Raw genomic sequence first — 22,362 nt, 5'->3', positions numbered from 1 at the left:
AAAACTAAAGAAAAATGAAAGACTCAAATTTCAGAAATGGCGATGCCAAAACAGCGATTTTTGGCTCAGAAGTGATGTTGACACCCTCTCCTGTAGATAAGATTCCAGATGGCCCTACAACCCCGGAGATCGCTTATCAAATGGTTAAAGACGAGACTTTCGCACAAACACAGCCTCGCTTGAACCTAGCTACATTCGTTACTACGTATATGGACGAGTACGCGACAAAATTGATGAACGAGGCTATCAACATCAACTATATTGACGAAACAGAGTATCCGAGAATCGCTGTTATGAACGCCAAATGTATTAATATCATGGCGAGTCTTTGGAATTCTCCCGAGCAAGAAAAATGGAAAACCGGAGCCTTGGCTATCGGTTCTTCAGAGGCTTGTATGCTAGGTGGTGTAGCCGCTTGGTTACGTTGGCGCAAAAAGAGACAAGCACAAGGTAAACCAACTGACAAGCCTAATTTCGTGATCTCTACTGGCTTCCAAGTCGTATGGGAGAAATTCGCCCAGCTATGGCAAATCGAAATGCGTGAAGTTCCCTTGACTTTAGACAAGACGACACTTGATCCGGAAGAAGCACTTAAGATGTGTGACGAGAACACGATTTGTATCGTTCCTATCCAAGGTGTAACATGGACAGGACTGAACGATGACGTAGAAGCCTTGGACAAAGCGCTCGACGCATACAATGCCAAGACCGGTTATGATATACCTATCCACGTAGATGCCGCCAGCGGTGGTTTTATCCTTCCGTTCTTAAGCCCGGAGACAAAATGGGACTTCCGTTTGAAATGGGTTCTTTCTATCAGCACATCCGGACATAAATTCGGATTGGTTTACCCGGGATTGGGTTGGGTTGTTTGGAAAGACAAGAAATATTTGCCGGAAGAAATGGCATTCAGCGTAAACTATCTTGGAGCGAATATCACTCAGGTTGGTTTGAACTTCTCTCGTCCTGCCGCACAAATCCTCGGACAATACTATCAGTTTATCCGTCTCGGATTCGAGGGCTACAAACAAATCCAATATAACAGTATGGAAATCACGAAATACATCCACCAAGAAATCGGTAAGATGGCCCCATTCGTTAATTACAGCAACGAGGTTGTGAATCCATTGTTTATTTGGTACATGAAACCGGATTACGCTAAGAACGCCAAATGGACACTTTACGATTTGCAAGATAAATTGCAACAAAGCGGTTGGATGGTTCCAGCGTATACACTACCGAAGAAGCTGGATAACTACGTGGTTATGCGTGTCGTAGTTCGTCAAGGTTTCAGCCGTGATATGGCCGATATGTTATTAGGTGATATCAAGAACGCTGTAGAGGCATTGGAGAAACTTGAATATCCGACTCCTACTCGCATCGCTCAAGACAAAAACGTTCCGGTTAAGGGTAAGGTATTTACTCACACCGCAATGAGCAACGCTAAGAAATAAAAACAAAATTCATCAAGGCGTGCATGAAAGGACTATCAGTGTTTTCATACACGCCTTCTTTAATCCAATTCATATATGGACAAAAAAATAACGATCGCCCAAATAAAGGAAGTAGCTCAACAGGCTTACGATCTTTACAAGACAAATACGGATGGTAAGAATGCCGATTACATTCCTTATCTGGCGAATATCAATAAAAATCTATTCGGAATCAGTATTTGCCTTTTAAACGGACAAACCATCGAGGTGGGAGATTCCGAATATCGTTTCGGTATCGAATCCGTATCGAAAGTACACACCGCTATCTTGGTACTGCGCCAATACGGAGCGAAAGAATTATTGGAGAAAATTGGTGCCGACGCTACCGGATTGCCATTTAACTCCATCATCGCTATCCTATTGGAAAACGACCATCCTTCTACCCCATTGGTAAATGCCGGCGCTATCACGGCTTGTAGTATGGTGAAGCCTGTCGGTGATTCCAAACAGAAGTGGGATGCTATCGTAGCCAATATCACGGATTTATGCGGAAGCGCACCGCAGTTGATCGACGAACTCTACAAATCCGAGTCCGCAACGAACTTCAATAACCGCTCCATCGCTTGGTTGCTAAAGAATTACAATCGCATTTATGACGATCCGGATATGTCTTTGGATCTGTATACCCGTCAATGTTCTTTGGGTATCACGGCTAAGCAACTATCTGTCGCTGCCGCTACGGTCGCAAATTTAGGTCTCAATCCTGTGACAAAGAAACAAGTATTCGATGCAGAATTATCTCCGAAGATCACTTCCATGATCTCTACCGTAGGTTTTTATGAACACACCGGTGATTGGTTGTACACTTCCGGTATTCCCGCAAAAACTGGCGTAGGCGGTGGTGTCATGGGTGTACTTCCCGGACAATTCGGTATTTCCGCATTCGCTCCTCCTATTGACCAAGCTGGTAACTCTGTAAAGGCACAGCTTGCTATTAAGTATGTAATGAATAAACTCGGATTGAACGTGTTCAACGGTCACCGTGTGACGATCGTTGACTAATAGACTGAATCAGTTTAAACGAGAAGTAGTATAGAAAAAGTGTTTCATTACGATGGGCTGTTATACCATCTAAATGAAACACTTTATTTTTTGTATCAATAAAAATCGGATCAATTCTCCGACACGACCCAAGCCGAATCGTATACTTCCGTATTCGGGGTCTTATAATACATATCCTTTTCTTGAGGAATGCTTAATTTATAGGTCTTCCCACCTGTCACCAACTTACGATCACGGAGCCAAGGATTAAAACGTTTCAAGTCCGCATAAGTGATCCCATGCTCTTTAGCGAAAGCCGACAGATTCTGTATATCTTGGCTTACAGCCACGTCTACGGTAGGGATCGGCTTATACAGGTCACGGGCACGAAGCACAAAACCGTACTTCGACGGATTCTCGAAAATTTGCTTGATCGCCATGATTCGATAAATATAACGGGTAGTCTCCTCCACCAGCCAGAGATCAAAGGAGGAATCCGCATCTTGTTTGACCAGCTCACCGGATATACGTCCCATGCCGCCATTATAAGAAGCGGCTACCGCCGCCCAATCTCCATATTTCTTATAGGCGGCCTTCAAATAGCGGCAAGCCGCCCCGGTCGCTTTCTCCACATGGCAACGCTCATCGACCGTCGGGGTGATTGTCAAACCATACTCCCTTGCCGTGCCCTCCAGTAATTGCCACATCCCGACAGCACGAGCCGGAGAGGATACACGGGGGTCCAAATGGCTTTCTATCACCGCTAGATATTTGAAATCATCGGGAATGCCGTTCGCCTTCAAGATCGGCTCGATCACCGGGAAATAACGGTTCGCCCGCTTGATCAGAAGCATCGTCGTAGAATGGAAATAAGTAAAGCTACTCAATTCACGGTCATAGGCTTCCCGCATATCATAGCGGGTAATATCGATTAGTTTCCCACAAAAAGGAACCGAGGACGGAACATCCGGCGACAGGGTCATGGATGAGACAACCGGACGGCTCTCTATCACTTTTTCCACGTCATTCGAACCCATCGAGATACATGCGGTCAAGCAAACGACGCCTCCACATAAAAAACTAGCTAAATTATTCTTGGATATTCTCATTTTCATCTTGAATTGTTTTAGGTCTAAGAATGTTTATATCGCCTTTTTCCTTGTACTTAATACCATCGGAACCTTCGGCTTCTATCACATAAAAATACACACCCGGCTGAACGTATTTACCACCTTTCTTACCATCCCATCCTTGGGCCGGATCTGTCCAGTAATACATCTGTAGGCCCCAGCGATTAAATATCCATGCCTTAAATTTCACCAACGACTTATAGGCAACCCGGAACTCATCATTAATTCCGGGCGTGGTACCCGGGGAGAATGCGTTCGGTATCATCAGATAAGACTCCGAGATATCAATCTGAACCTCATCTTCCGTGCTGCAAGTAGTGCTTTGGTCGCTTACTTCCAACTTGATGATAAAAGTCCCGGATTGGTTGAACGTATAATCCACTTCCTCACCCGTAAAACGAACAACCGGATTATCTTCTTCCCCTTGCCGATAGATTTTCCAATTAAACAGGGCGGCTGTCGGCGTATTCGCGATAGCCGAGAATTGAACAGTGGCGGGAGCGCAATAACCGCTCTTCGTCGTATTCATATTCGGGGCCTCTTGCTCAATCAGCAACGTGTCTATATGAGCATCTACCGCAGCGGCCTGATATTCATCGATACAAAGCGTGACCTCCTTTCCAAAATGACGAGCGAAATAATCGCCTTTCACACAGATCTCCGTATCACACCAAGGAGCGGGAATGGATTTACCGAACAAATTACCCTCGATGACCGCCGTCTCTTGTTTAGAGGTATATTCTTTTTTATCCGAATTGTATTCCAATGTATTATAAATAACATCAAATTGGCGAGACAGTTCACGTCTTGTTCCCGTATTCGGCCAATAATAATAAATAGGTTGGATCGTACCTGTCCCAGCCAAGACCAATCCGCTACATGGATCGCTATTATCAGAGACATGCAGGTTGGATATGTTTAAGGTGTATTTGCTGTAATCAACGATCCAGACGTAACGAGATACGGCTCCTTCCTCGACAAAATAGCCATATCCCTCCTCTACATTCCGAATGGTGGAAGTAGTTCCATTTTGGGTGGAAGCGACTTTCTCAGCCTCCAATCGTTTGGTTTTATAACGGTACCATTGATGCGAAGAAGAAGAGGATGAAGTATAACTAATCGTCACGTTATCCATTCCATACACCAAGTAGACCTCAAGCCGCTCAGCGGAATCGCCGGAACTCTGCGATGCTTTCATCGGACTACCACTTCCTCCCGTGACCACATATTGGGCATACGAGACAGCCACTACAAACACAAAACTTAGCGATAACAGTATCTTTCTTAATTCCTTCTTTAGCATATATAGTCTAAAAATTACGGTTCCAAAATTAGGGAAATAAAAGGACATACGTAGCATGATAAGCAAAATTCACTATCTTTGTCACAAAATACTCCGAACAGCAAATGAACAAGATTAGTATATACGCATTGACGTTCTTTTTAAGTTTATCGAGCGTAACCGTTTATTCCCAAAAGAATAATAAGCAAGTTATTTTTACTAACGAACAAGGGAGCGATATATTTTATCATACCATCGAACGCGGACAAACCGTATACGCCATAGCGACCATGTATGGCGTAAGCGTAGAGGATATTTATCGGTTGAATCCGGAAAGTAAAGAAGGGATCAAGGCCGGTTCTACGTTAAGAATCCCGCAGAAGGACTCCGCTATCGCACCTTCCGGCAAAGCAGATAACTATACATACCATACGATCCAGCCGAAAGAGACCTTGTACTCTTTATCCATTAAATATTCAGTGCCCGCCACGGATATTATCGCCGCCAATCCGGGTCTCTCCACATCGACCTTTACGATTGGCAAGAATATCCGGATCCCGCCGACACGACTGGAAACCTTGCCTACTACGGAAAAAAAGACCGTACAGAAGGAAATGGAATATACCATACAGAAAAAAGAGACCATGTACCGTATCTGCCGGAAGTTCGATATTTCCAGCGTGGAGCTTTTAAGACTCAACCCCGAGCTGAAAAACGGAGTGAAAGCGGGCATGGTTATCAAGATACCGGTAGCCAGTGAAGAAGTGATCACCCAAAACATAAGACAGCCGGAAGAGCGTGAGGTGAACGCCCTCCTCTCTACTCCTAAAGATATAAAGAAGGTGAACCGTATCCAAGTCGCCTTATTGTTGCCGTTCATGACGAACGAGACAACGCAATCATCCGCAACCTCCCGTTTCGTGGAATATTACGAGGGATTGCTATTGGCGGTCGACAGCTTACGAAATATGGGAACCTCTATCGAGCTATCGGTATATGATACTGGAAACGGTACGAAGAAAGTCAAGGAGATATTGAAAGAAGATGCGTTATCAAACGCTAATTTGATCATTGGTGCCGTACAGAACGACCAAATCGGATTGATCGCAGATTTCGCTCAAAAGCACAATATCAAATACGTGATCCCTTTCACCTCCAAGAATGATGATGTCTTGTCAAACGCGAATGTTTATCAAGTAAACACACCTCATTCCTATTTATACTCCAAGGCGGCACAAGCCGGATGCGATTTATTCTCGGATTACAATATCATACTTGTCAATATAAAGGATAAAGAAGAAAAGCCGGAATTTATCAAAGCCTTCAAGACGGAGATGCAGCAACGCGATATCCCGTTCAAGGAAGTAACTTATAAAGGGGATACTTTCGCCACGGATATAGAGGCAGCCATGGTAAGGGACAAGCGGAATGTGGTATTGCCAACCTCCGCCTCCTTAGATGCGGTGAATAAGATCAAGGCACCGCTCCGTATGCTTTCCGAGTTGAAAGAGGAGGAGAAAGAGCCTTATATGGTCAACCTATTCGGTTATCCGGAATGGCAGACCTATACAAGAGAGTGTCTGGAGGACTTCTACGCATTGAACACCTATATCTATAGTAATTTCTATGCGGACAACTTATCTCCGGAAGTCCATAGCTTTTATTCCGATTATAAAAACTGGTATAGCAAGAATTTAATCAACACATTCCCGAAATATGGAATCCTAGGCTTTGACACGGGTATGTATTTCCTAGGTGCCATCAATAAATATGGCTCGAACTTCGAGAATAATCTAGACAAGATCCATTATAAGAGCATCCAGACCGGATTCGATTTCCATAGAGTGAATAATTGGGGCGGTTTTATCAATACGAACTTGTTTATTGTACATTACAAGAATGATTATACGGTAACCCGCAGTGAGGTAAGATAATTGATATGATGACGAAAAAGATATTTGTAGCGATATTTCTGTGCATGGCAAGCTTATCGATTTGCCATGCGCAGAAAAGTACTTTTAAGCAAGAGCTTGCGGTTGGAGCGTCCTTCGGATTAAATTTCTCTAGCGTAAGTTTTGCCCCAAAAGTCCCTACGAAGATGAAACTTGGGTTTAACGGGGGAGCGACGATACGTTGGAATACGGAACCCAATTTAGGCATACAGGCGGAATTGAACTTTACCCAACATGGATGGGAAGAGAAGTTTGAGGAGAAACCTCAATATAAATATAGCCGTACGGTAAACTATATGGAGCTTCCGTTCTTGACGCACATCCATTTCGGAAGCAAGCGAGTGCGTGTATTCGTCAATCTAGGGCCTAAAATCGGTTATGCGCTGAGCGAAAGCACGGAGTCGAACCTTAATGGCGAGAACCCGAACGCGAACCGTCCGGACGAACAACATACATTGGAAGTCCAAAAGAAGTTCGATTGGGGGCTTTGCGGCGGACCGGGAATCGAGCTCCGCACCGGAATAGGCTCTTTCCTGTTGGAAGGTCGTTATTACTATGCGCTGGGCGATATGTTCAATAGCCGTAAAGGAGACACATTCTCTAAATCTTCCAGCCAAATAATATCCGCGAAACTAACCTATCTGATTCCCATCTTTAGCAAATAAAGGGGATGGGCCCGTGATAATATCGTAACAACCAATCGTAAGATCTGTGCCGCAAGTAATCCCACTCAAGGGATAAGAACGGTGGATAGTATAGCCAATCTCCGGACGATCTGATCTTTTCACACCAGTGAAGAGATCTTTTCACGCTCGTGATACGATCGTTTCACCCTTGTGAAAAGATCATTTCACATCCGTGAAATGATCTTTGGATACAGGCGTACAAGCTACTTCCGATAATACCTTTATCCAACAGGAAGGTTCTACAGTAATAAATCATGAATACAATGGGGAACGCATCTAACTATCATTATTGTTGAGGTGACCTACTATAAAAGAAAAGGCCATCCGTCACGGACAGCCAATCTCATTGTTAACCTTAAATCTAATACCATGAAAAACACAGTGCAAATATAGAGACTTTATGTTATGCAGCATAATTTTCCAACAAGAAAAGCTCACCTATTAACCTTATTTAAGACAAACATGCTATACAACATAGAATTCAGCTCTTTTTATCTCGTTTTTTCTATTAATAGCGAAATACTACCACTATAAATATTTAGTACCTTTGCATTTATAAACATAAATATGGATTAATATAAGAAATCATGCTAATTATAGGTATAGCGGGCGGGACTGGTTCCGGGAAAACTACGGTGGTAAAAAAGATCATAGAAAGTTTACCTCCCGGCGAGGTCGTATTACTCCCTCAAGATTCTTATTACAAAGATAACAGTCATGTGCCGGTAGAGAAGCGTCAATACATTAATTTCGACCATCCCGACGCATTTGATTGGCCGCTCCTCTCTGAGCAAGTCACCTTGCTGAAAGAGGGGAAATGCATCGAGCAGCCGACTTATTCTTATCTTACCTGCTGCCGATTGCCCGAGACCATTCATATCGAGCCTCGTGATGTTGTCATCATCGAAGGGATCCTCGCTTTATGCGACCCTCAATTACGAGACTTGATGGACTTGAAAGTATTTGTCGATACAGATTCGGACGAACGTCTTATCCGTGTGATCCAACGGGATATGATCGAGAGAGGACGCACGGCGGAAGCGGTAATGGAACGCTATACCCGGGTACTAAAGCCTATGCACCTGCAATTTATAGAGCCTAGCAAACGATATGCCGACCTAATTATACCCGAAGGAGGAAGCAACCAGATCGCCATCAATATATTGAAAATGTTTATCGAGAACAATCTGGGGCTTCCCCATACAGATAATCAATAAACCAATCGTTCCGACAAGGATCTCCCCAATATAAATGCGTGTACCCCGCCAATACGTTCTTGTAGCGATATAGCGGGGTATCCGTTTGACCTCCTTTCGCCGTAAAGGCTTTCGCTACCGAAGGCAGCGGACTTTCCATAGGCACGATCCGGGAATAATGGAACTCATGCCCTCGTAAGACATCATTCTTATAGCATAAAGTCCGATACCCTAAACGTAACTTCATGTTCTCCATCGTGGCGGATTGCGGTAATACACCGGCCATTGGATAGGCATTCCCATCCGTACCGATAATCTCTTTACAGAGATACATCATCCCCCCACATTCCGCCAGCAACTTGCCCCCCACTTCCACAAAGGAATGAATCGATTCACGCATCCCGGAATTCATGCTCAACTCCGATAAATACAACTCGGGATATCCACCCGGCAAATAGACAAAATCGGCCTCCGGTAAACAATCATCCCTCAATGGACTGAAATAGGTAATCTTGCCTAGAGTAGATAAAAAATGTATATTTTCCTCATATGAGAAATTAAAAGCGGGATCACGGGCGATGGCTATATTTAAGTTTGCCTTTGAAACAGTCCTCATGACTTCCTTAACCCGAGGAACTGGCTGTCGCTCTGGCAAAGCCGTGATTGCCAACAGGCGGTCTATATCCACATGCTCCTCCACCAAGCAAGCAACCCGGTCCGCAAACTCCTCAAAGCAAAAATCCTCATCCAACGACAACCCCAAATGCCGGCTCGGGATCTCTACATCCGCACACTTCGGTAGATAGCCTAACGCTTCCACACCCGCATCCTCACACGCTTGTCTCAAGAAAGAATAATGACTCTCCGACGCCACGAAATTAAATACCGCCCCCACGACATTCAGATCTTTCCGAAAATTCCGGAAGCCATAAAGCAAGGGAGCTACCGAATAAGCCGTACTTTTAGCGTTCACCACCAATACGATCGGTATCCGCAATAAACCGGAGATCTCCGCACTACTCCCTCGCATGGCATCGTAGCCATCGAACAGCCCCATCACCCCTTCGGTCACGGCTACATCCGCATTCGAGGTATATCGGGCATATAAATCCTTGATATGCCCTTCCGACATCATGAAACCATCCAAATTCACGGAAGCGCAACCAGCCGCCATTTTATGATGACGAGTATCTATATAATCCGGCCCACACTTAAAAGGCTGCACCCGTAAAGAACGATTTCTCAAGGCACGAAGCAATCCTAAGGTAAAAGTAGTCTTCCCGCTTCCCGACGAAGCGGCACCTATTAGCAAATGAGATCTCATGTATTCTGTTTCTAATATATCTGGGAAACAAAGATATGAAACCAACTCGTAAATGTAACATAGAAATAACATAAATTCTTGTTATACTATAAATCGATCCTATTATATTCGCTGCATGAAACAAAAAGAATAAGTAGTTAGTGAAAACAAGATTAACCATATTATATAGTATTTGTTGCATATCAATGTTTCAGGGCACGACTTTTTCCCAAACAAGCGCTTTTACCCACCGGAACGACAGTTCCAATCTAGCGCCTTTATCTACTTGGGGAAGAATCCAAAGACAAACCGACAAGATAATTACCAGCAATGTTTTCCAAATGACCTATATCGGGGTACCGTTGATCGTTAGCGGTTTGATTATCAAGAATGAGGACGATCATTTTCAGAGTTTGCGCAATACATATATTCCAAATTTCCGATACCATTACGACGATTACCTGCAATATCTACCTGCCGTAGCGATGCTTGGCTTAAAAATAGGCGGTGTACAAGGAAGAAGCTCTTGGTCCCGAATGCTCGTATCCGAAGCCATCACCGCCAGTATCATGGGAGCGACCATCAATACGGTGAAACATACGGCAAATGTCACCCGTCCGGATGGTTCGAACAATCATTCTTTCCCTTCCGGGCACACGGCCATGGCATTTATGGCCGCCACCATGTTGCATAAAGAATACGGGACGACCCGTAGTCCTTGGTATAGTATAGGAGGCTATACGGTAGCGACCGCCACGGCCGTATCCCGTATGCTCAATAACAAGCACTGGCTATCGGATGTAATGGTTGGTGCCGGAATCGGGATCTTATCGACCGAGGTCGGATATTTTCTAACGGATCTGATCTTCAAGGACAAAGGTATCACCCATAGCTATCTGGGATTCGAGACATTCAATTACCAGCGAAATCCCTCTTTTTTCGGAATCTATATGGGGTTTAGCTTGATGCCGACAAAGTTTAATCTGGCTCCGGATGTGCGATTAAAAGCATCGCCGGGAAGTACGGCCGGATTTGAAGGCGCTTGGTTCATGAATCGTTATATAGGCTTCGGCGGACGCATCTCGGCGACAAGCATGCCTTTATCCCTTACGAAACCCTTAGCGAATCCGACAGTTCCCGGTACGACCTATCAAGTGAACGCCCTAAAATCCGATCCTCTCGACATGATCGGCGGATACATCGGCTCCTACCTATCGTATCCGGTGACCAATCGATTTCTCTTGGGCACGAAACTGCTAATCGGATGTAATTACAGCCCAGCCTCCCGAATATCAGCATTGGGCGTGGAGGAAGGCAAACCGGAAACGATTGAGAAAGAGATCGTAAACACGAATAAAGCGTTTAATATAGGATATAGCACAAACGCCTCTTTCTCATACATATTGCATCCTAATCTAAATGTGCGGGTATTTCTCGATTATACTTTTATCCCCTCACGATTCGTATCATACATAGCCAACCCCAAAAAAGAAACCGATCGCTTCGAGCATCATAAGACCTTACAGGCCTTGACGCTCGGAGCATCGGTAAATATCATGCTTTGGTAGATTTAAAAATCAATATTGCTCCTTCTCGTTCGGGAAATCTTGAGATTTCACGTCCTCGATGTACGCTTGTACGGCACGGGTAATCTCCTCCCCTAAATTAGCGTAGCGACGTAAGAAACGAGGAGAAAAGCCTTGATTGATACCGAGCATATCATGCATAACCAACACTTGACCATCTACGCCTCCACCGGCGCCAATGCCGATAACCGGGATCGTAAGCTCCGAAGCGACACGAGCCGCCAACTCCGCCGGGATCTTTTCCAACACCAAGGCGAAACAACCTATCTCCTCTAGCAAATGGGCATCCTCGATCAGTTTCTTAGCCTCGGCCTCTTCACGGGCACGTACCGTATACGTACCGAATTTATTGATCGATTGCGGCGTCAATCCTAAATGTCCCATAATTGGAATACCGGCACACAAGATACGTTCGATAGATTCCCGAACCTCAGCCCCGCCTTCCAACTTGATACAATCGGCATGCGTCTCTTTCATCACCCGGATAGCGGAGGCCAAGGCTTCTTTAGAGTTTCCTTGATACGTACCGAAAGGCAGGTCTACCACCACCAGCGCACGATTCACCGCTTTCATGACCGATTTACCATGGTAAATCATCTGGTCGAGCGTAATCGGCAAAGTGGTCACGTTTCCAGCCATTACGTTAGAAGCGGAGTCTCCCACCAAGATCACATCCATTCCTGCTTGATCGATCAATTTCGCCATCGAATAATCATAGGCGGTAAGCATGGATATTTTCTCGCCACGCTGCTTCATCTCTATCAAGCGATGTGTGGTCACCTTTCTATTATCATCTACTTTTGCGACAGACATATTATATTTTTATTAATTGTTTCGGCCGCAAAGGTAAGTATTATTATTTATTTTCAAGACAAACATTCACGGCACTTAAGCCTCTGTCGCCACGTTCAAGGTCGAACGTCACGATATCGTTCACGGAGATATCATCCACAACATTGTTCACGTGAAAGAAATACTTTTCCGTCCCCGACAAGTCACGGATAAACCCGAACCCTTTTGCCTCATTAAAATAGTCTACCCTGCCCCTTAAGATAACGGGAGCCACATCCTCTTTCTTAGGAGTCGAGATCAAGATATCTTCCTGATTTATCTCTTCTTTTTGACGAAGTTCGGGAGGGACAGAGGTGATCATCCCATTTTCATCCACATAAGCGATCATGTCCTCAAAGCTAGCCGCTTTGCCGGACGATTTTCTTTCCTCTTTCCTGTTCTGTTTCTCTACTCGGCGGGCTTGTTTCTTTTTCTCGTTTTCACGTTTACCAAATGATGCGTATTTTGCCATACAGTCGATTTTAATTTATACTAGGGCCTCACGTTCCGTGAAGCGTTGTTTATACTAACTTAGCGTGAGAATTGATGATTAAAGGAGAGATCCGCTTAATAATAATATAAAAAGAAGAACTATGTCGATAATGATTCTAGACTCAAACTTTCGCAAAGATAATAAAATAAACGGAGAAAACCTTATAGATCCTCTCATTTAAGAATAAAAAAACTTACTTTTGCATCCTATACCAAAAAGCATTTATGAAACTACTTTTTTTTGATTTAGAGACTACCGGCATAAAATACTGGAGAAATGGCGTCCACCAAATAAGTGGGGAGATCGTAATTGATGGGGTTACGAAGGAATCTTTTAATTTCAATGTCTGCCCACACCCCCAATGTGAGATAGAGGAAGAAGCGCTTCGCATTTGCAACGTGTCCAAGGAACAGATACAAGCTTATCCTCCCATGCGAGAGGTGTACGTTAAATTCGTGAACATGCTGTCCAAATACGTGGACAAATTTGATAAAAAAGACAAGTTCTTCCTCGTTGGATACAACAACGCCTCTTTCGATAATCACTTCTTGAAAGCCTTCTTCGTACAGAACGGAGATAATTATTTCTACTCATGGTTCTGGGTGAACTCGATCGACGTAATGGTATTGTCTACCCAGCATTTGATGCGCAAACGGCATGAGATGACAGATTTCAAGCAGGAAACAGTGGCAAGGGCTTTAGGCATACAAATAGATTCCGCTAAATTGCATGACGCATCCTATGATATTCAATTAACCAAAGAAATTTATAATAGGATATCCTCCCTCTCATTTATGGGTTGATTGATTCTTTTTATAAATTATCGTTTTTGACTATAGGTTGATTTAATTATCTTTACGGCGTAGAATCAATTTTTAAGATGTCTGTGAAACATAGTATCCGTATTTTCTTCTTTATTATCGCTCTCGTATATACAGGTTCCTTGACTGCCCAAGAAAAGGCGTATCCGAAAAACGGAGAGGGCATCACTCTTTTTCTCAAACGCTTCAACCGTACCGGCGGGACGTATCAGAAAGAGTTTATCGAGCTTAATAAAGGGAAGTTGGGTAAAAATAACACTCTGCGCATGGGCGTAAAATATACCTTGCCTCCGCTCGCCTCCGCCCCTCAGAAAAAGAATTATCAGCCCCTATTCGGCAAGTCGCTAGCCAGTTACAAAGTAACCTCTTCCGATTTAAAGGGAGCTTGCTTTTATCTGGTCAGCGGTCATGGCGGTCCAGACCCCGGGGCGATCGGTAAAATGGGCTCCCATGAATTGCATGAGGATGAATACGCTTACGATATCATGCTACGTCTGGCACGCAATCTTTTAACGCGAGGCGCAAAGGTACATATTATCATCCAAGACGCAAAGGACGGAATACGTGACCAGCAATTCCTCAATAACAGCAAACGGGAAACTTGTATGGGTAGTCCGATCCCCCTCAGCCAAGTAAGCCGTCTGGATCAGCGTTGCGCCAAGATAAACAGCTTGAGCCGGAAAGATAAAGAAACTTATAAGAGAGCGATATTCATCCATGTGGACAGCCGGAGCCGGCATCAAAGGACCGATGTCTTTTTCTATCATAAGCCCAAGGATCAAGCGAGCAAGCGCTTGGCTAAAACGATGAAATCCACTTTCTCGCGCAAATACAACCGCCACCAGCCGGGCCGGGGATTCTCGGGCACGGTAGACGATCGTAACTTATATGTATTACGTCACACGACCCCGACCTCCGTATTCGTCGAATTGGGCAACATACAAAACCAATACGACCAACAACGGATCATCCTCAGCAACAATCGGCAAGCCTTGGCCAACTGGCTTTGCGAGGGTTTTGTCACGGATTATAATTATTATAGGAAGTAGCATCCCTAATGATCTATTATACTAACACATATCCTGCGGCAGAAATGTTATATGAGCGATCTTAACAGCAATGTAACATATATTTCATTTCTCCGAAATAAGAATATCCGTTCTTTGCCAAAAATAATTATATTTGTATATGGAGAGCCGTAAGGCACTCTTTTAAAAACAGAACAGCTTATGGCAACAACTCGTATTCTTGTAGTGGATGATGAAGAGGATTTGTGTGAGATCCTTAAATTCAACTTAGAAATAGAAGGTTATGAAGTAGATACCGCCTATAGTGCGGAAGAGGCATTGAAAAAGGATCTGACCGTTTACAATTTATTATTGTTGGATGTCATGATGGGAGAAATCTCCGGTTTCAAGATGGCACGTATCCTGCGACAAGATGAGAAGACGGCCAATACCCCTATCATCTTCCTCACGGCCAAAGATACGGAGAACGATATGCTCACAGGGTTCAATCTCGGGGCGGACGACTATATCTCCAAGCCTTTCTCCATCCGCCAAGTGATAGCGCGTGTTAAGGCCGTACTAAGAAGAACTTCCGAGAAATCAAAAGAAAAAGAGATTGAGAAACTCGAGTATGAGACATTAGCTCTTGATACGAAACGCATCAAGGCTACGGTAGACGGGGTGGAAGTTCCATTGACCAAAAAAGAGTTTGAGATACTAAAACTTCTATTGGAAAATAAAGGGAACGTCTTCTCCAGAGAGGAAATACTGTCTCGCATCTGGAAAGACGAGGTATATGTTCTAGACCGTACCATCGATGTCAACATCACCCGGTTACGTAAGAAAATAGGTCCTTATGGAAAGAACATCGTAACTCGCTTAGGTTTCGGTTATTGTTTTGAATGCTAATATTGTCGCTGAATCATGGTAAAGATAGATGGTGAGAAAAGACACCGGATACCGTTTAGCCAACGGCTTTTCTGGTCGGTCTTTTTTATGTTCTTGGGCTTTACGGTCTGTTTCCTGCTATTCCAATATCAGCGGGAAAGGGAGTTCGCGCAAGAAAAGTTGAACAATGTGTTGAGTAACTATAATTACCAATTATTCCGCAAATGCCAACAAAGTACGGACATCAACAAGACCGTAATAAGTTTCATGGACGACATCCCTCAAAAGGATTTGCGGGTAACCATTATAGATCCGTCCGGCGACGTATTATTTGATAATAGCGGGACGGATGAGTTCAATAATCATAACGATCGAAGCGAGGTACGCAAAGCCCGATTATATAATGAAGGGTTCGCTATCCGTTCCTCGGAATCTACGGGAAAAAGGTATTTCTATTCGGCATCGAATATAGGAGGTTATATTTACCGCTCAGCCCTGCCCTATGATCCATATGTAAGAGGGATATTGACGGTAAACAAGGACTTCATTTATTTCATGGCATTGATGACCTTGATTTTCTTCTTTGTCCTTTCCCGTTTTACTTTCAGCATAGGTAAAACGATATCCAAACTAAGGGATTTCGCCTTAAACGTAGAGAAAGATCGAATGCCTGCGGTCGATTATGTTTTCCCGAATGATGAACTAGGTGATATCTCACAGAATATCGTAACCTTATACCATCGGCAGCAGAAAGCGAAAAACGAGTTATCCATGGAACGGGAAAAGCTTATCAAACATTTCCAATATTCCAAGGAAGGATTCGCTATGTTTACGAGTGAAGGGCGGGAGATTCTTTCTAACATCCTATTCATTCAATTCATAAATGTCATATCCGACACCCAGATCCACCAAGTGGAAGACGTTACTGATATAGCCGAATTAGAACCAATCCGTACCTTCTTGAATAAGAATATCCGGAATCTGAATCGGAAAAAGAAAGTATTAAGAGAGTCCGTGACTATTGACAAGAACGGTAAAATATTCTTGATCGAATGTATTTTATTCCTCGATAATAGTTATGAGATCTCTATTAATGATATATCCCGTCAAGAAGAAGAAAGCCGGATGAAACGACAGCTTACGCAGAACGTCTCTCACGAGCTGAAAACACCGGTCAGCAGCATTCAAGGGTATTTGGAAACAATCCTATCCAACCCAGATTTGAGTCCGGACAAACGTCAATTTTTCTTGGAACGTTGTTATTCCCAAAGTACCCGCCTTACAGGATTATTACGAGATATTTCCGTATTAAACAGACTTGACGAGGCATCCGAGATGTTCGACCTCACGGAAGTAAATATCACGAAGCTTATCGCCGAGATACAAAAAGAATGCTCCCAAGATATGGAAGAAAAACACATCACGTCGGAAATTATCCTCCCGGGAGATCCGACCGTGTTCGGGAATAACTCCCTACTCTATTCCATATTCCGGAATCTATATGACAACGCGATCGCTTATGCGGGAGAAAACATAAAGATTACCGTCAACTGCTATAAAGAAGATCCTAAATATTATTACTTTAGCTTCTCCGATAATGGAGTGGGTATCCCGGAAGAACATATCAATCGCATATTCGAGCGCTTCTACCGGGTAGACAAGGGACGCAGTCGTAAGATCGGAGGAACCGGATTAGGATTATCTATCGTTAAAAACGGGGTTAATTTTCATAAAGGACAAATATCGGCGAAGAGCAGTCCGGGAAAAGGGGTTACTTTTTTCTTCACTTTGAAAAAGAAACTATAAGGCAGACCTCGAAAATTCCATAACATACGCTTGATATTTAATATTAAAATGTATTTTTGTATTGAACATCATACAATATCATGAGAAATACCTATTTAGTATTATTTATCTATTTAATGATCCCAATGTTTTCTTTAGCGGAAAACACCTATACTACCCAACAAAGGGAAGATAGTCTTTTATCCCTATTAAAGTCCTCGCCAACCGTAGATGAACAGATCGAGTTATATAAAGATTTAGCGACAATGTACAGGCAAACGCCCAAGGAGATTGTTTACCTAAACAAAATGGCGGATGTGGCAAGCTCCACTTTGAAAGGTCATGCTTCTTTATATTACGCATGGGCCAACTTATCCCGCCATTATTACAATATACAAAACAGGGATAGCCTGATTTACTGGTCGCATAAGATAGATTCATTGGCCGCGGCCAAGAATGAGGTTCCAGACGCATTATTCGATGCACGAGGATTCATTTGCCAAATGGATCTATGGGACGGCAATTATGAGTTAGCAATGAACGGGGCGATCAGCCTATACAACTATGCCCGTGATACAAAAAGTGAATATGGATTGATTTGTTGCAATGAGAACCTAGGTTTAATCTATCAAGAGATACATCGGGATAGTGATGCGATAGTAGCTTATCGGGAAGGTCTCGATTTATTACAGAAACGAGGTGACAATCCGAAATTCGAGATGCAATACATGGGAAACCTCATCGAATCTTATCTTCGAACCGACCATTTCACCGAAGCCAAGGAATTATTAACTCGTTACGATGAAATGATCCAAGATAGAGAAAGAGAGAATGAAGAGCAAGGAACCGCTTTCCCCGTGGATCGTTGCCGTGCGTTAATGTATGTTTTTTATGCGGATATGTATGTCCTTCAAGACAAGCCCAAGGAGACATTGGACGCCTTGTTGAAAGCGACACCGATCGTAGAGAAAACCGGAGATGATTATACGGAATTCTGCTACAACTTCGTTTTCGCCAAGTATTACTATTTAATAGGTATGTATGAAAGGGCGCTGAATATCATAGATAAAAATAAATTAACAGAAGAAGATATACGAACCTCGGAGCTGAAAGTCGAGATACTCGAAGCATTGGGACGTTATAAAGAAGCGCTCGCATTTAGTAGAGAAGTTGTAGAACATACCAAGATGTTACATGACGAGGCCTTCAACCGGCAGATCAATCAGCTCCGGACATTACATGATCTAAACAATCAAGAGATGCAGGCATATGAACTACAGCTACGTGAACAACAACTGCATACCCAAAGGTTGTTAATGATTATTCTACTCGTAGTATCGATCGTGCTTTTAGTGATGCTATACATCGTATACAAGTCCTATCGCTCCGCACGCCGCTACCAACGAGAACTTATGAAAGACAAGGAAGCCTTAGTAGAGTCCGAGCGTCAACTTCGTACAGCCAAAGAGATAGCGGAACACGCCAACCAGATGAAAAGCACGTTTATCGCCAATATCAGCCATGAGATCCGTACGCCGCTTAACGCGATTGTCGGCTTTTCGGAATTAATATCCGATGAATCTATTTCCGCTGGCGAAAAGAAAGAGTTTTTCTCCATTATCAACAATAACTCTTATTTATTACTTAATCTGATAAATGACATTCTTGACCTTTCTCGCCTAGAATCCGGGAATATGAAGTTCATTATAGAGAAGACAAGCTTATCGGATTGTTGCCGGAACGCTTTGGCAAGTGTAGAGCACCGGGTCTTTCCGGGTGTTCAATTGACCTATACACCTTCTGAAGACCCCTTACATATCCAGACAGATTCGATACGTCTCCAACAATTATTGATAAACTTATTGACCAATGCCTGCAAGTTCACGAAAGAAGGAGAGATCAACCTATCTTATCAAATAGATGAGGACAAGCAGCATGTACGTATCACCGTAACCGATACCGGATGTGGAATACCGGAGGATAAGCAGAAAGTCATATTCGAGCGTTTCGAAAAGGTAGATGAATACGCGCAGGGTACAGGCTTAGGGTTATCCATCAGCCAAACAATTATCGAGCATTTAGGTGGCTCCATTCAATTAGACCCGACGTATAAGCATGGAGCCCGGTTCATCGTACTCCATCCCTACAACCCTCTTGATAATCCATCATGACGTAAACCACGTCTTGAAATCCGGCACTCTCGCCTTGCTAACCAATATACGCTCCAAGGTCGGTACGATCAAATTGACCGCAAGGCGTCCGTTAAACCAGAGATCGATATCTTGCACCGCCTTTCTGGATATCAAGTACTGACGATTGATCCGGAAGAACAAGGCAGGATCAAGGCTATCGGCTAACTCATCCAAGGTTTGCGTGAAAAGGTATTCCTTCCCGTCCGTCATCACCGCCTTTACATTTCCGTCCGCTATATAGAAAAATAAGATCATATCCACGGAAACAGGTAGCAGCTTATCCCCTTTCACAGGGATCAAGAAATGCGTTTTATATCCTTCCACCCGCTTCAAGGCTTGCATGACAGCGGAATAATCGATCGCTTCTTTCTCCACAGCCGTCGATTGTAACCGTGACAACTTATCCAAAGCTTTCCGTATATCATCCGCGTCGATCGGTTTCAACAGATAATCTACGCTATTCACTTTAAACGCTTTCAGCGCATATTCATCATAGGCTGTCGTGAAAATGATCGGGCAAGAGATATCTACATGACCGAAGATCTCAAAGGCCGAACCATCCGCCAAATGGATATCCAGAAAGATAAGTTCCGGCATTGGATGCGATTGAAACCATTCAACACTATCCGTAATACTATCTAGGACATCGATCACCTCGATATCCGGATCAACCTCTCCCAGCAATGCCATCAAATTACGGACAGCCGCTTTCTCGTCTTCTATTATCAAAGCTTTCATACCAAAGGGATTGTTACGCTGAATATACTAGCATCTTCTTTTATGGAAATATCTTTCTTATACAAGAGGTTATAACGTTTACTCAGGTTCACCAAGCCAATACCGGTGCCTCCGCTATGTGTCAATTTCGGTTGGATAGGATTGCTAACCGTCAAGGAATCATGGCCAGAACGAACGGATATGGTCAATGAATGACGGTTGCTGATCTCGTTATGCTTCACGGCGTTCTCGATCAAAAGCTGCACCGACATAGGAGGCAGTTGCTTAGACTCGTGCTCTTTCCCTAAGTCTATATCGAAGACTAGATTATCCTCATAGCGCATTTTCAAAAGGAAGATATAAGCGTTCACGAAATCCATCTCCTCCCGTAAAGTAACACTACGGCACTCATTCTCTTGCAAGGTATAACGTAAGACACGGGATAACTCCTGCAAATATTCTTGTGCCTTCCCGGGAGTCTCCCGGATCAAGGAACGGAGCGTATTTAAGGAATTAAATAACATATGAGGATTAAGCTGACTCTTCAACGCCTCATATTGGTTCAATAGATTCTCCGCCCGCAATTGCTGGTTCTCGACCTGTACTTGCTGGCTTTGACGAATCAGGTAAATCATATAGCAACTCCCCGTAACGACACACGACATGATAAAATCCCTCAACGGATGCAGATAATGATGTACCAAGGCGTCGATCGCCGGAATATCAAACTGATGGTGCAAGAACACGAAACCTTTTCCTAATAAATTATTCACGCACCAAGTCATTACGAACGAGAGAAGGACCTTCTGCCAAGAGATACGCGCTTTCTGCCGATTGAAACCAAAGACATACGTGTTCATCGCAAATAGCAGCAAGAGGGACACGAAGGTGAAAAAGACCTCATTCGCTACATCCAATACCGACATATCCGGGAAAAGAGCGTTCTGCCCGGTAACGTCAAACAACGACACCAATTCCGGGAAATGGATCAAGAAGGCCACCATGATCGATATGATGACCAACGAGAACACATATTTATTCTTTATATTCATTTTCTTCATGAAGGCAAAGATAGTCATTTCTTCTCTACCCGTGCGGAAACATACATACCGGGACGAAAACGGGGATTCGTCTCTTTCACCCGAGCGTACATTTCCAAGGAACGGCTCGTCTCGTCCACCTCCTGTCCGATCGAGATCAAGACCGCATGGAAGGTCTCCTTCCCCATTCCATTCACCCGGAACTGTACTTGGTTCCCAATGGATAAGTCCGCTAAATCCTTCTCATAAGCGGTCAGGCAAAGGAGAGTCTCGCCTTTATCGATCACATCACAGATCGGTTCGCCCGCGTTCACGTATTTACCGAGATTAATGGACAGCCCGGCGACATAACCGCTTAATGGCGCTTTTACCTCCAAATAAGGTTGGATACCGTCTTCCAGAAGATCGCCGGCGGAGACACCTAGGATAGCGAGTTGCGCGGCGGCGGCATCTTGACGGCTCTTCATGGAAAGATAATCCGCCTTGCTTTGCTGGAAACGTTTTTGCGAGGCCGCTTCTTGCTCGCTCAAACGCTGTTGCCTTTTATACTCAGCCTCTAAGTATTCCGTTTGGGCATGGGCATCCAAATAGGTCTGTTGCAACGTGATAAAATCCGGATTCTCCAAGCTGACGACCACGGAGCCCTTCTTCACATAATCGCCCGGAAGCAGCGTAGTAGCATGAACCGTGCCTCCCATCGTCAATGTAACCGTAGCCTGCCGCTGCGGGGGAACTACCATGATCCCGTTGAAAGAGGAGTGATTCGGAAGGGCCGTAGCCGAGGAAATCCCATCCACCTCTACGCTATCCACGGATGGTTCGGACGGTACGTTTTCTGCTACTTGAGTAATAGCGGGCCGGGCAGTTATGTCTTGCGAATCGCCCTGTCCTTTCTCCGCATTGTTTGTCATACTGCATGCGGCCAATGCCATAAGAGCCGCAGGAATCCATATCTTTTTCATCTTATACTATTTTTCTG

The 22,362-nt window shown here is 44.0% G+C and carries 19 protein-coding genes; 11 read left to right on the top strand and 8 right to left on the bottom strand.

Annotated elements, in window-relative coordinates; genetic code table 11:
- The first annotated feature begins 14 nt into the window (after positions 1-14).
- Entirely contained in the window at positions 15-1,454 is a 1,440-nt protein-coding gene (locus BDI_RS04060) for a glutamate decarboxylase (RefSeq protein WP_005857385.1), read from the top strand.
- Positions 1,455-1,529: 75 nt separating this feature from the next.
- Positions 1,530-2,495, top strand: a complete 966-nt coding sequence (gene glsA, locus BDI_RS04055; protein ID WP_005857387.1) for a glutaminase A — start codon at positions 1,530-1,532, stop codon at positions 2,493-2,495.
- Positions 2,496-2,605: 110 nt separating this feature from the next.
- Here the strand turns inward: glsA and BDI_RS04050 are convergent, their stop codons facing one another.
- On the bottom strand, positions 2,606-3,589 hold the full coding sequence (locus tag BDI_RS04050) for a lytic transglycosylase domain-containing protein (protein ID WP_008772325.1): 984 nt from the start codon (positions 3,587-3,589) through the stop codon (positions 2,606-2,608).
- On the bottom strand, positions 3,564-4,907 hold the full coding sequence (locus tag BDI_RS04045; RefSeq protein ID WP_008779773.1) for a gliding motility-associated C-terminal domain-containing protein: 1,344 nt from the start codon (positions 4,905-4,907) through the stop codon (positions 3,564-3,566). The genes BDI_RS04050 and BDI_RS04045 overlap by 26 nt, the downstream gene beginning before the upstream one ends.
- Positions 4,908-5,011: 104 nt before the next feature.
- On the opposite strand from BDI_RS04045, the gene BDI_RS04040 reads away from it, so the two are divergent.
- From BDI_RS04040 to udk, 3 genes are all read left to right on the top strand, one after another.
- On the top strand, positions 5,012-6,820 hold the full coding sequence (locus BDI_RS04040) for a PBP1 and LysM peptidoglycan-binding domain-containing protein (protein ID WP_005862770.1): 1,809 nt from the start codon (positions 5,012-5,014) through the stop codon (positions 6,818-6,820).
- Positions 6,821-6,825: 5 nt separating this feature from the next.
- Positions 6,826-7,503 (top strand): porin family protein, encoded by a 678-nt coding sequence (locus BDI_RS04035; protein WP_008779772.1) that lies wholly within the window; start codon positions 6,826-6,828, stop codon positions 7,501-7,503.
- A 608-nt stretch (positions 7,504-8,111) separates the two neighbouring features.
- The gene (gene udk / locus BDI_RS04030; protein WP_005862771.1) at positions 8,112-8,741 is read left to right on the top strand and encodes a uridine kinase; all 630 of its coding nucleotides are present in this window, start codon (positions 8,112-8,114) and stop codon (positions 8,739-8,741) included.
- On the opposite strand, the gene BDI_RS04025 is transcribed toward udk, so the two are convergent.
- Complete coding sequence (locus tag BDI_RS04025; protein WP_009017295.1) at positions 8,698-10,044, bottom strand: cobyrinate a,c-diamide synthase; 1,347 nt, start codon at positions 10,042-10,044, stop codon at positions 8,698-8,700. The genes udk and BDI_RS04025 overlap by 44 nt on opposite strands.
- Positions 10,045-10,184: 140 nt before the next feature.
- Here BDI_RS04025 and BDI_RS04020 point away from each other — a divergent pair, with 140 nt between their 5' ends.
- Positions 10,185-11,591, top strand: a complete 1,407-nt coding sequence (locus tag BDI_RS04020; protein ID WP_011966174.1) for a phosphatase PAP2 family protein — start codon at positions 10,185-10,187, stop codon at positions 11,589-11,591.
- A gap of 9 nt (positions 11,592-11,600) precedes the next feature.
- Here BDI_RS04020 and panB read toward each other — a convergent pair whose 3' ends face one another.
- Entirely contained in the window at positions 11,601-12,422 is an 822-nt protein-coding gene (gene panB, locus BDI_RS04015; RefSeq protein WP_005862774.1) for a 3-methyl-2-oxobutanoate hydroxymethyltransferase, read from the bottom strand.
- A gap of 43 nt (positions 12,423-12,465) precedes the next feature.
- Positions 12,466-12,912: a cold-shock protein gene (locus tag BDI_RS04010; protein WP_009017294.1), complete on the bottom strand. Its 447-nt coding sequence runs from the start codon at positions 12,910-12,912 to the stop codon at positions 12,466-12,468.
- Between the two features lie 245 nt (positions 12,913-13,157).
- Between BDI_RS04010 and BDI_RS04005 the strand changes: the two genes are divergently transcribed.
- The 5 genes from BDI_RS04005 (at position 13,158) to BDI_RS03985 (ending at position 19,605) form a co-directional block, all read left to right on the top strand.
- Positions 13,158-13,736, top strand: coding sequence for a 3'-5' exonuclease (locus BDI_RS04005; protein ID WP_005857406.1), 579 nt, complete (start codon positions 13,158-13,160; stop codon positions 13,734-13,736).
- A gap of 77 nt (positions 13,737-13,813) precedes the next feature.
- The gene (locus BDI_RS04000) at positions 13,814-14,803 is read left to right on the top strand and encodes an N-acetylmuramoyl-L-alanine amidase (RefSeq protein ID WP_008779768.1); all 990 of its coding nucleotides are present in this window, start codon (positions 13,814-13,816) and stop codon (positions 14,801-14,803) included.
- Positions 14,804-14,983: 180 nt separating this feature from the next.
- Complete coding sequence (locus BDI_RS03995; protein ID WP_005857410.1) at positions 14,984-15,670, top strand: response regulator transcription factor; 687 nt, start codon at positions 14,984-14,986, stop codon at positions 15,668-15,670.
- Positions 15,671-15,685: 15 nt separating this feature from the next.
- On the top strand, positions 15,686-17,455 hold the full coding sequence (locus BDI_RS03990; RefSeq protein WP_008779767.1) for a sensor histidine kinase: 1,770 nt from the start codon (positions 15,686-15,688) through the stop codon (positions 17,453-17,455).
- An 80-nt stretch (positions 17,456-17,535) separates the two neighbouring features.
- Positions 17,536-19,605 carry a sensor histidine kinase gene (locus tag BDI_RS03985; protein ID WP_009017291.1) on the top strand — a complete coding sequence of 690 codons (2,070 nt, stop codon included), beginning with the start codon at positions 17,536-17,538 and terminating at the stop codon, positions 19,603-19,605.
- Here BDI_RS03985 and BDI_RS03980 read toward each other — a convergent pair.
- Genes BDI_RS03980 through BDI_RS03970 form a run of 3 tightly spaced genes read right to left on the bottom strand, consistent with a single transcriptional unit; the run spans position 19,600 to position 22,345 of the window.
- On the bottom strand, positions 19,600-20,364 hold the full coding sequence (locus BDI_RS03980) for a LytR/AlgR family response regulator transcription factor (RefSeq protein ID WP_009017290.1): 765 nt from the start codon (positions 20,362-20,364) through the stop codon (positions 19,600-19,602). The two genes, BDI_RS03985 and BDI_RS03980, sit on opposite strands and share 6 nt — an antisense overlap.
- Positions 20,361-21,422 (bottom strand): sensor histidine kinase, encoded by a 1,062-nt coding sequence (locus BDI_RS03975; RefSeq protein WP_009017289.1) that lies wholly within the window; start codon positions 21,420-21,422, stop codon positions 20,361-20,363. The genes BDI_RS03980 and BDI_RS03975 overlap by 4 nt, the downstream gene beginning before the upstream one ends.
- The gene (locus tag BDI_RS03970) at positions 21,419-22,345 is read right to left on the bottom strand and encodes an efflux RND transporter periplasmic adaptor subunit (RefSeq protein WP_011966172.1); all 927 of its coding nucleotides are present in this window, start codon (positions 22,343-22,345) and stop codon (positions 21,419-21,421) included. The genes BDI_RS03975 and BDI_RS03970 overlap by 4 nt, the downstream gene beginning before the upstream one ends.
- Between the last annotated feature and the right edge of the window lie 17 nt (positions 22,346-22,362).

Source organism: Parabacteroides distasonis ATCC 8503, assembly GCF_000012845.1.
In the GTDB taxonomy this organism is placed as follows: Bacteria; Bacteroidota; Bacteroidia; order Bacteroidales; family Tannerellaceae; genus Parabacteroides; species Parabacteroides distasonis.
The sequence above is the reverse complement of the archived record's forward strand: the minus strand, read 5'-3'. Positions and strand labels throughout refer to the sequence as shown.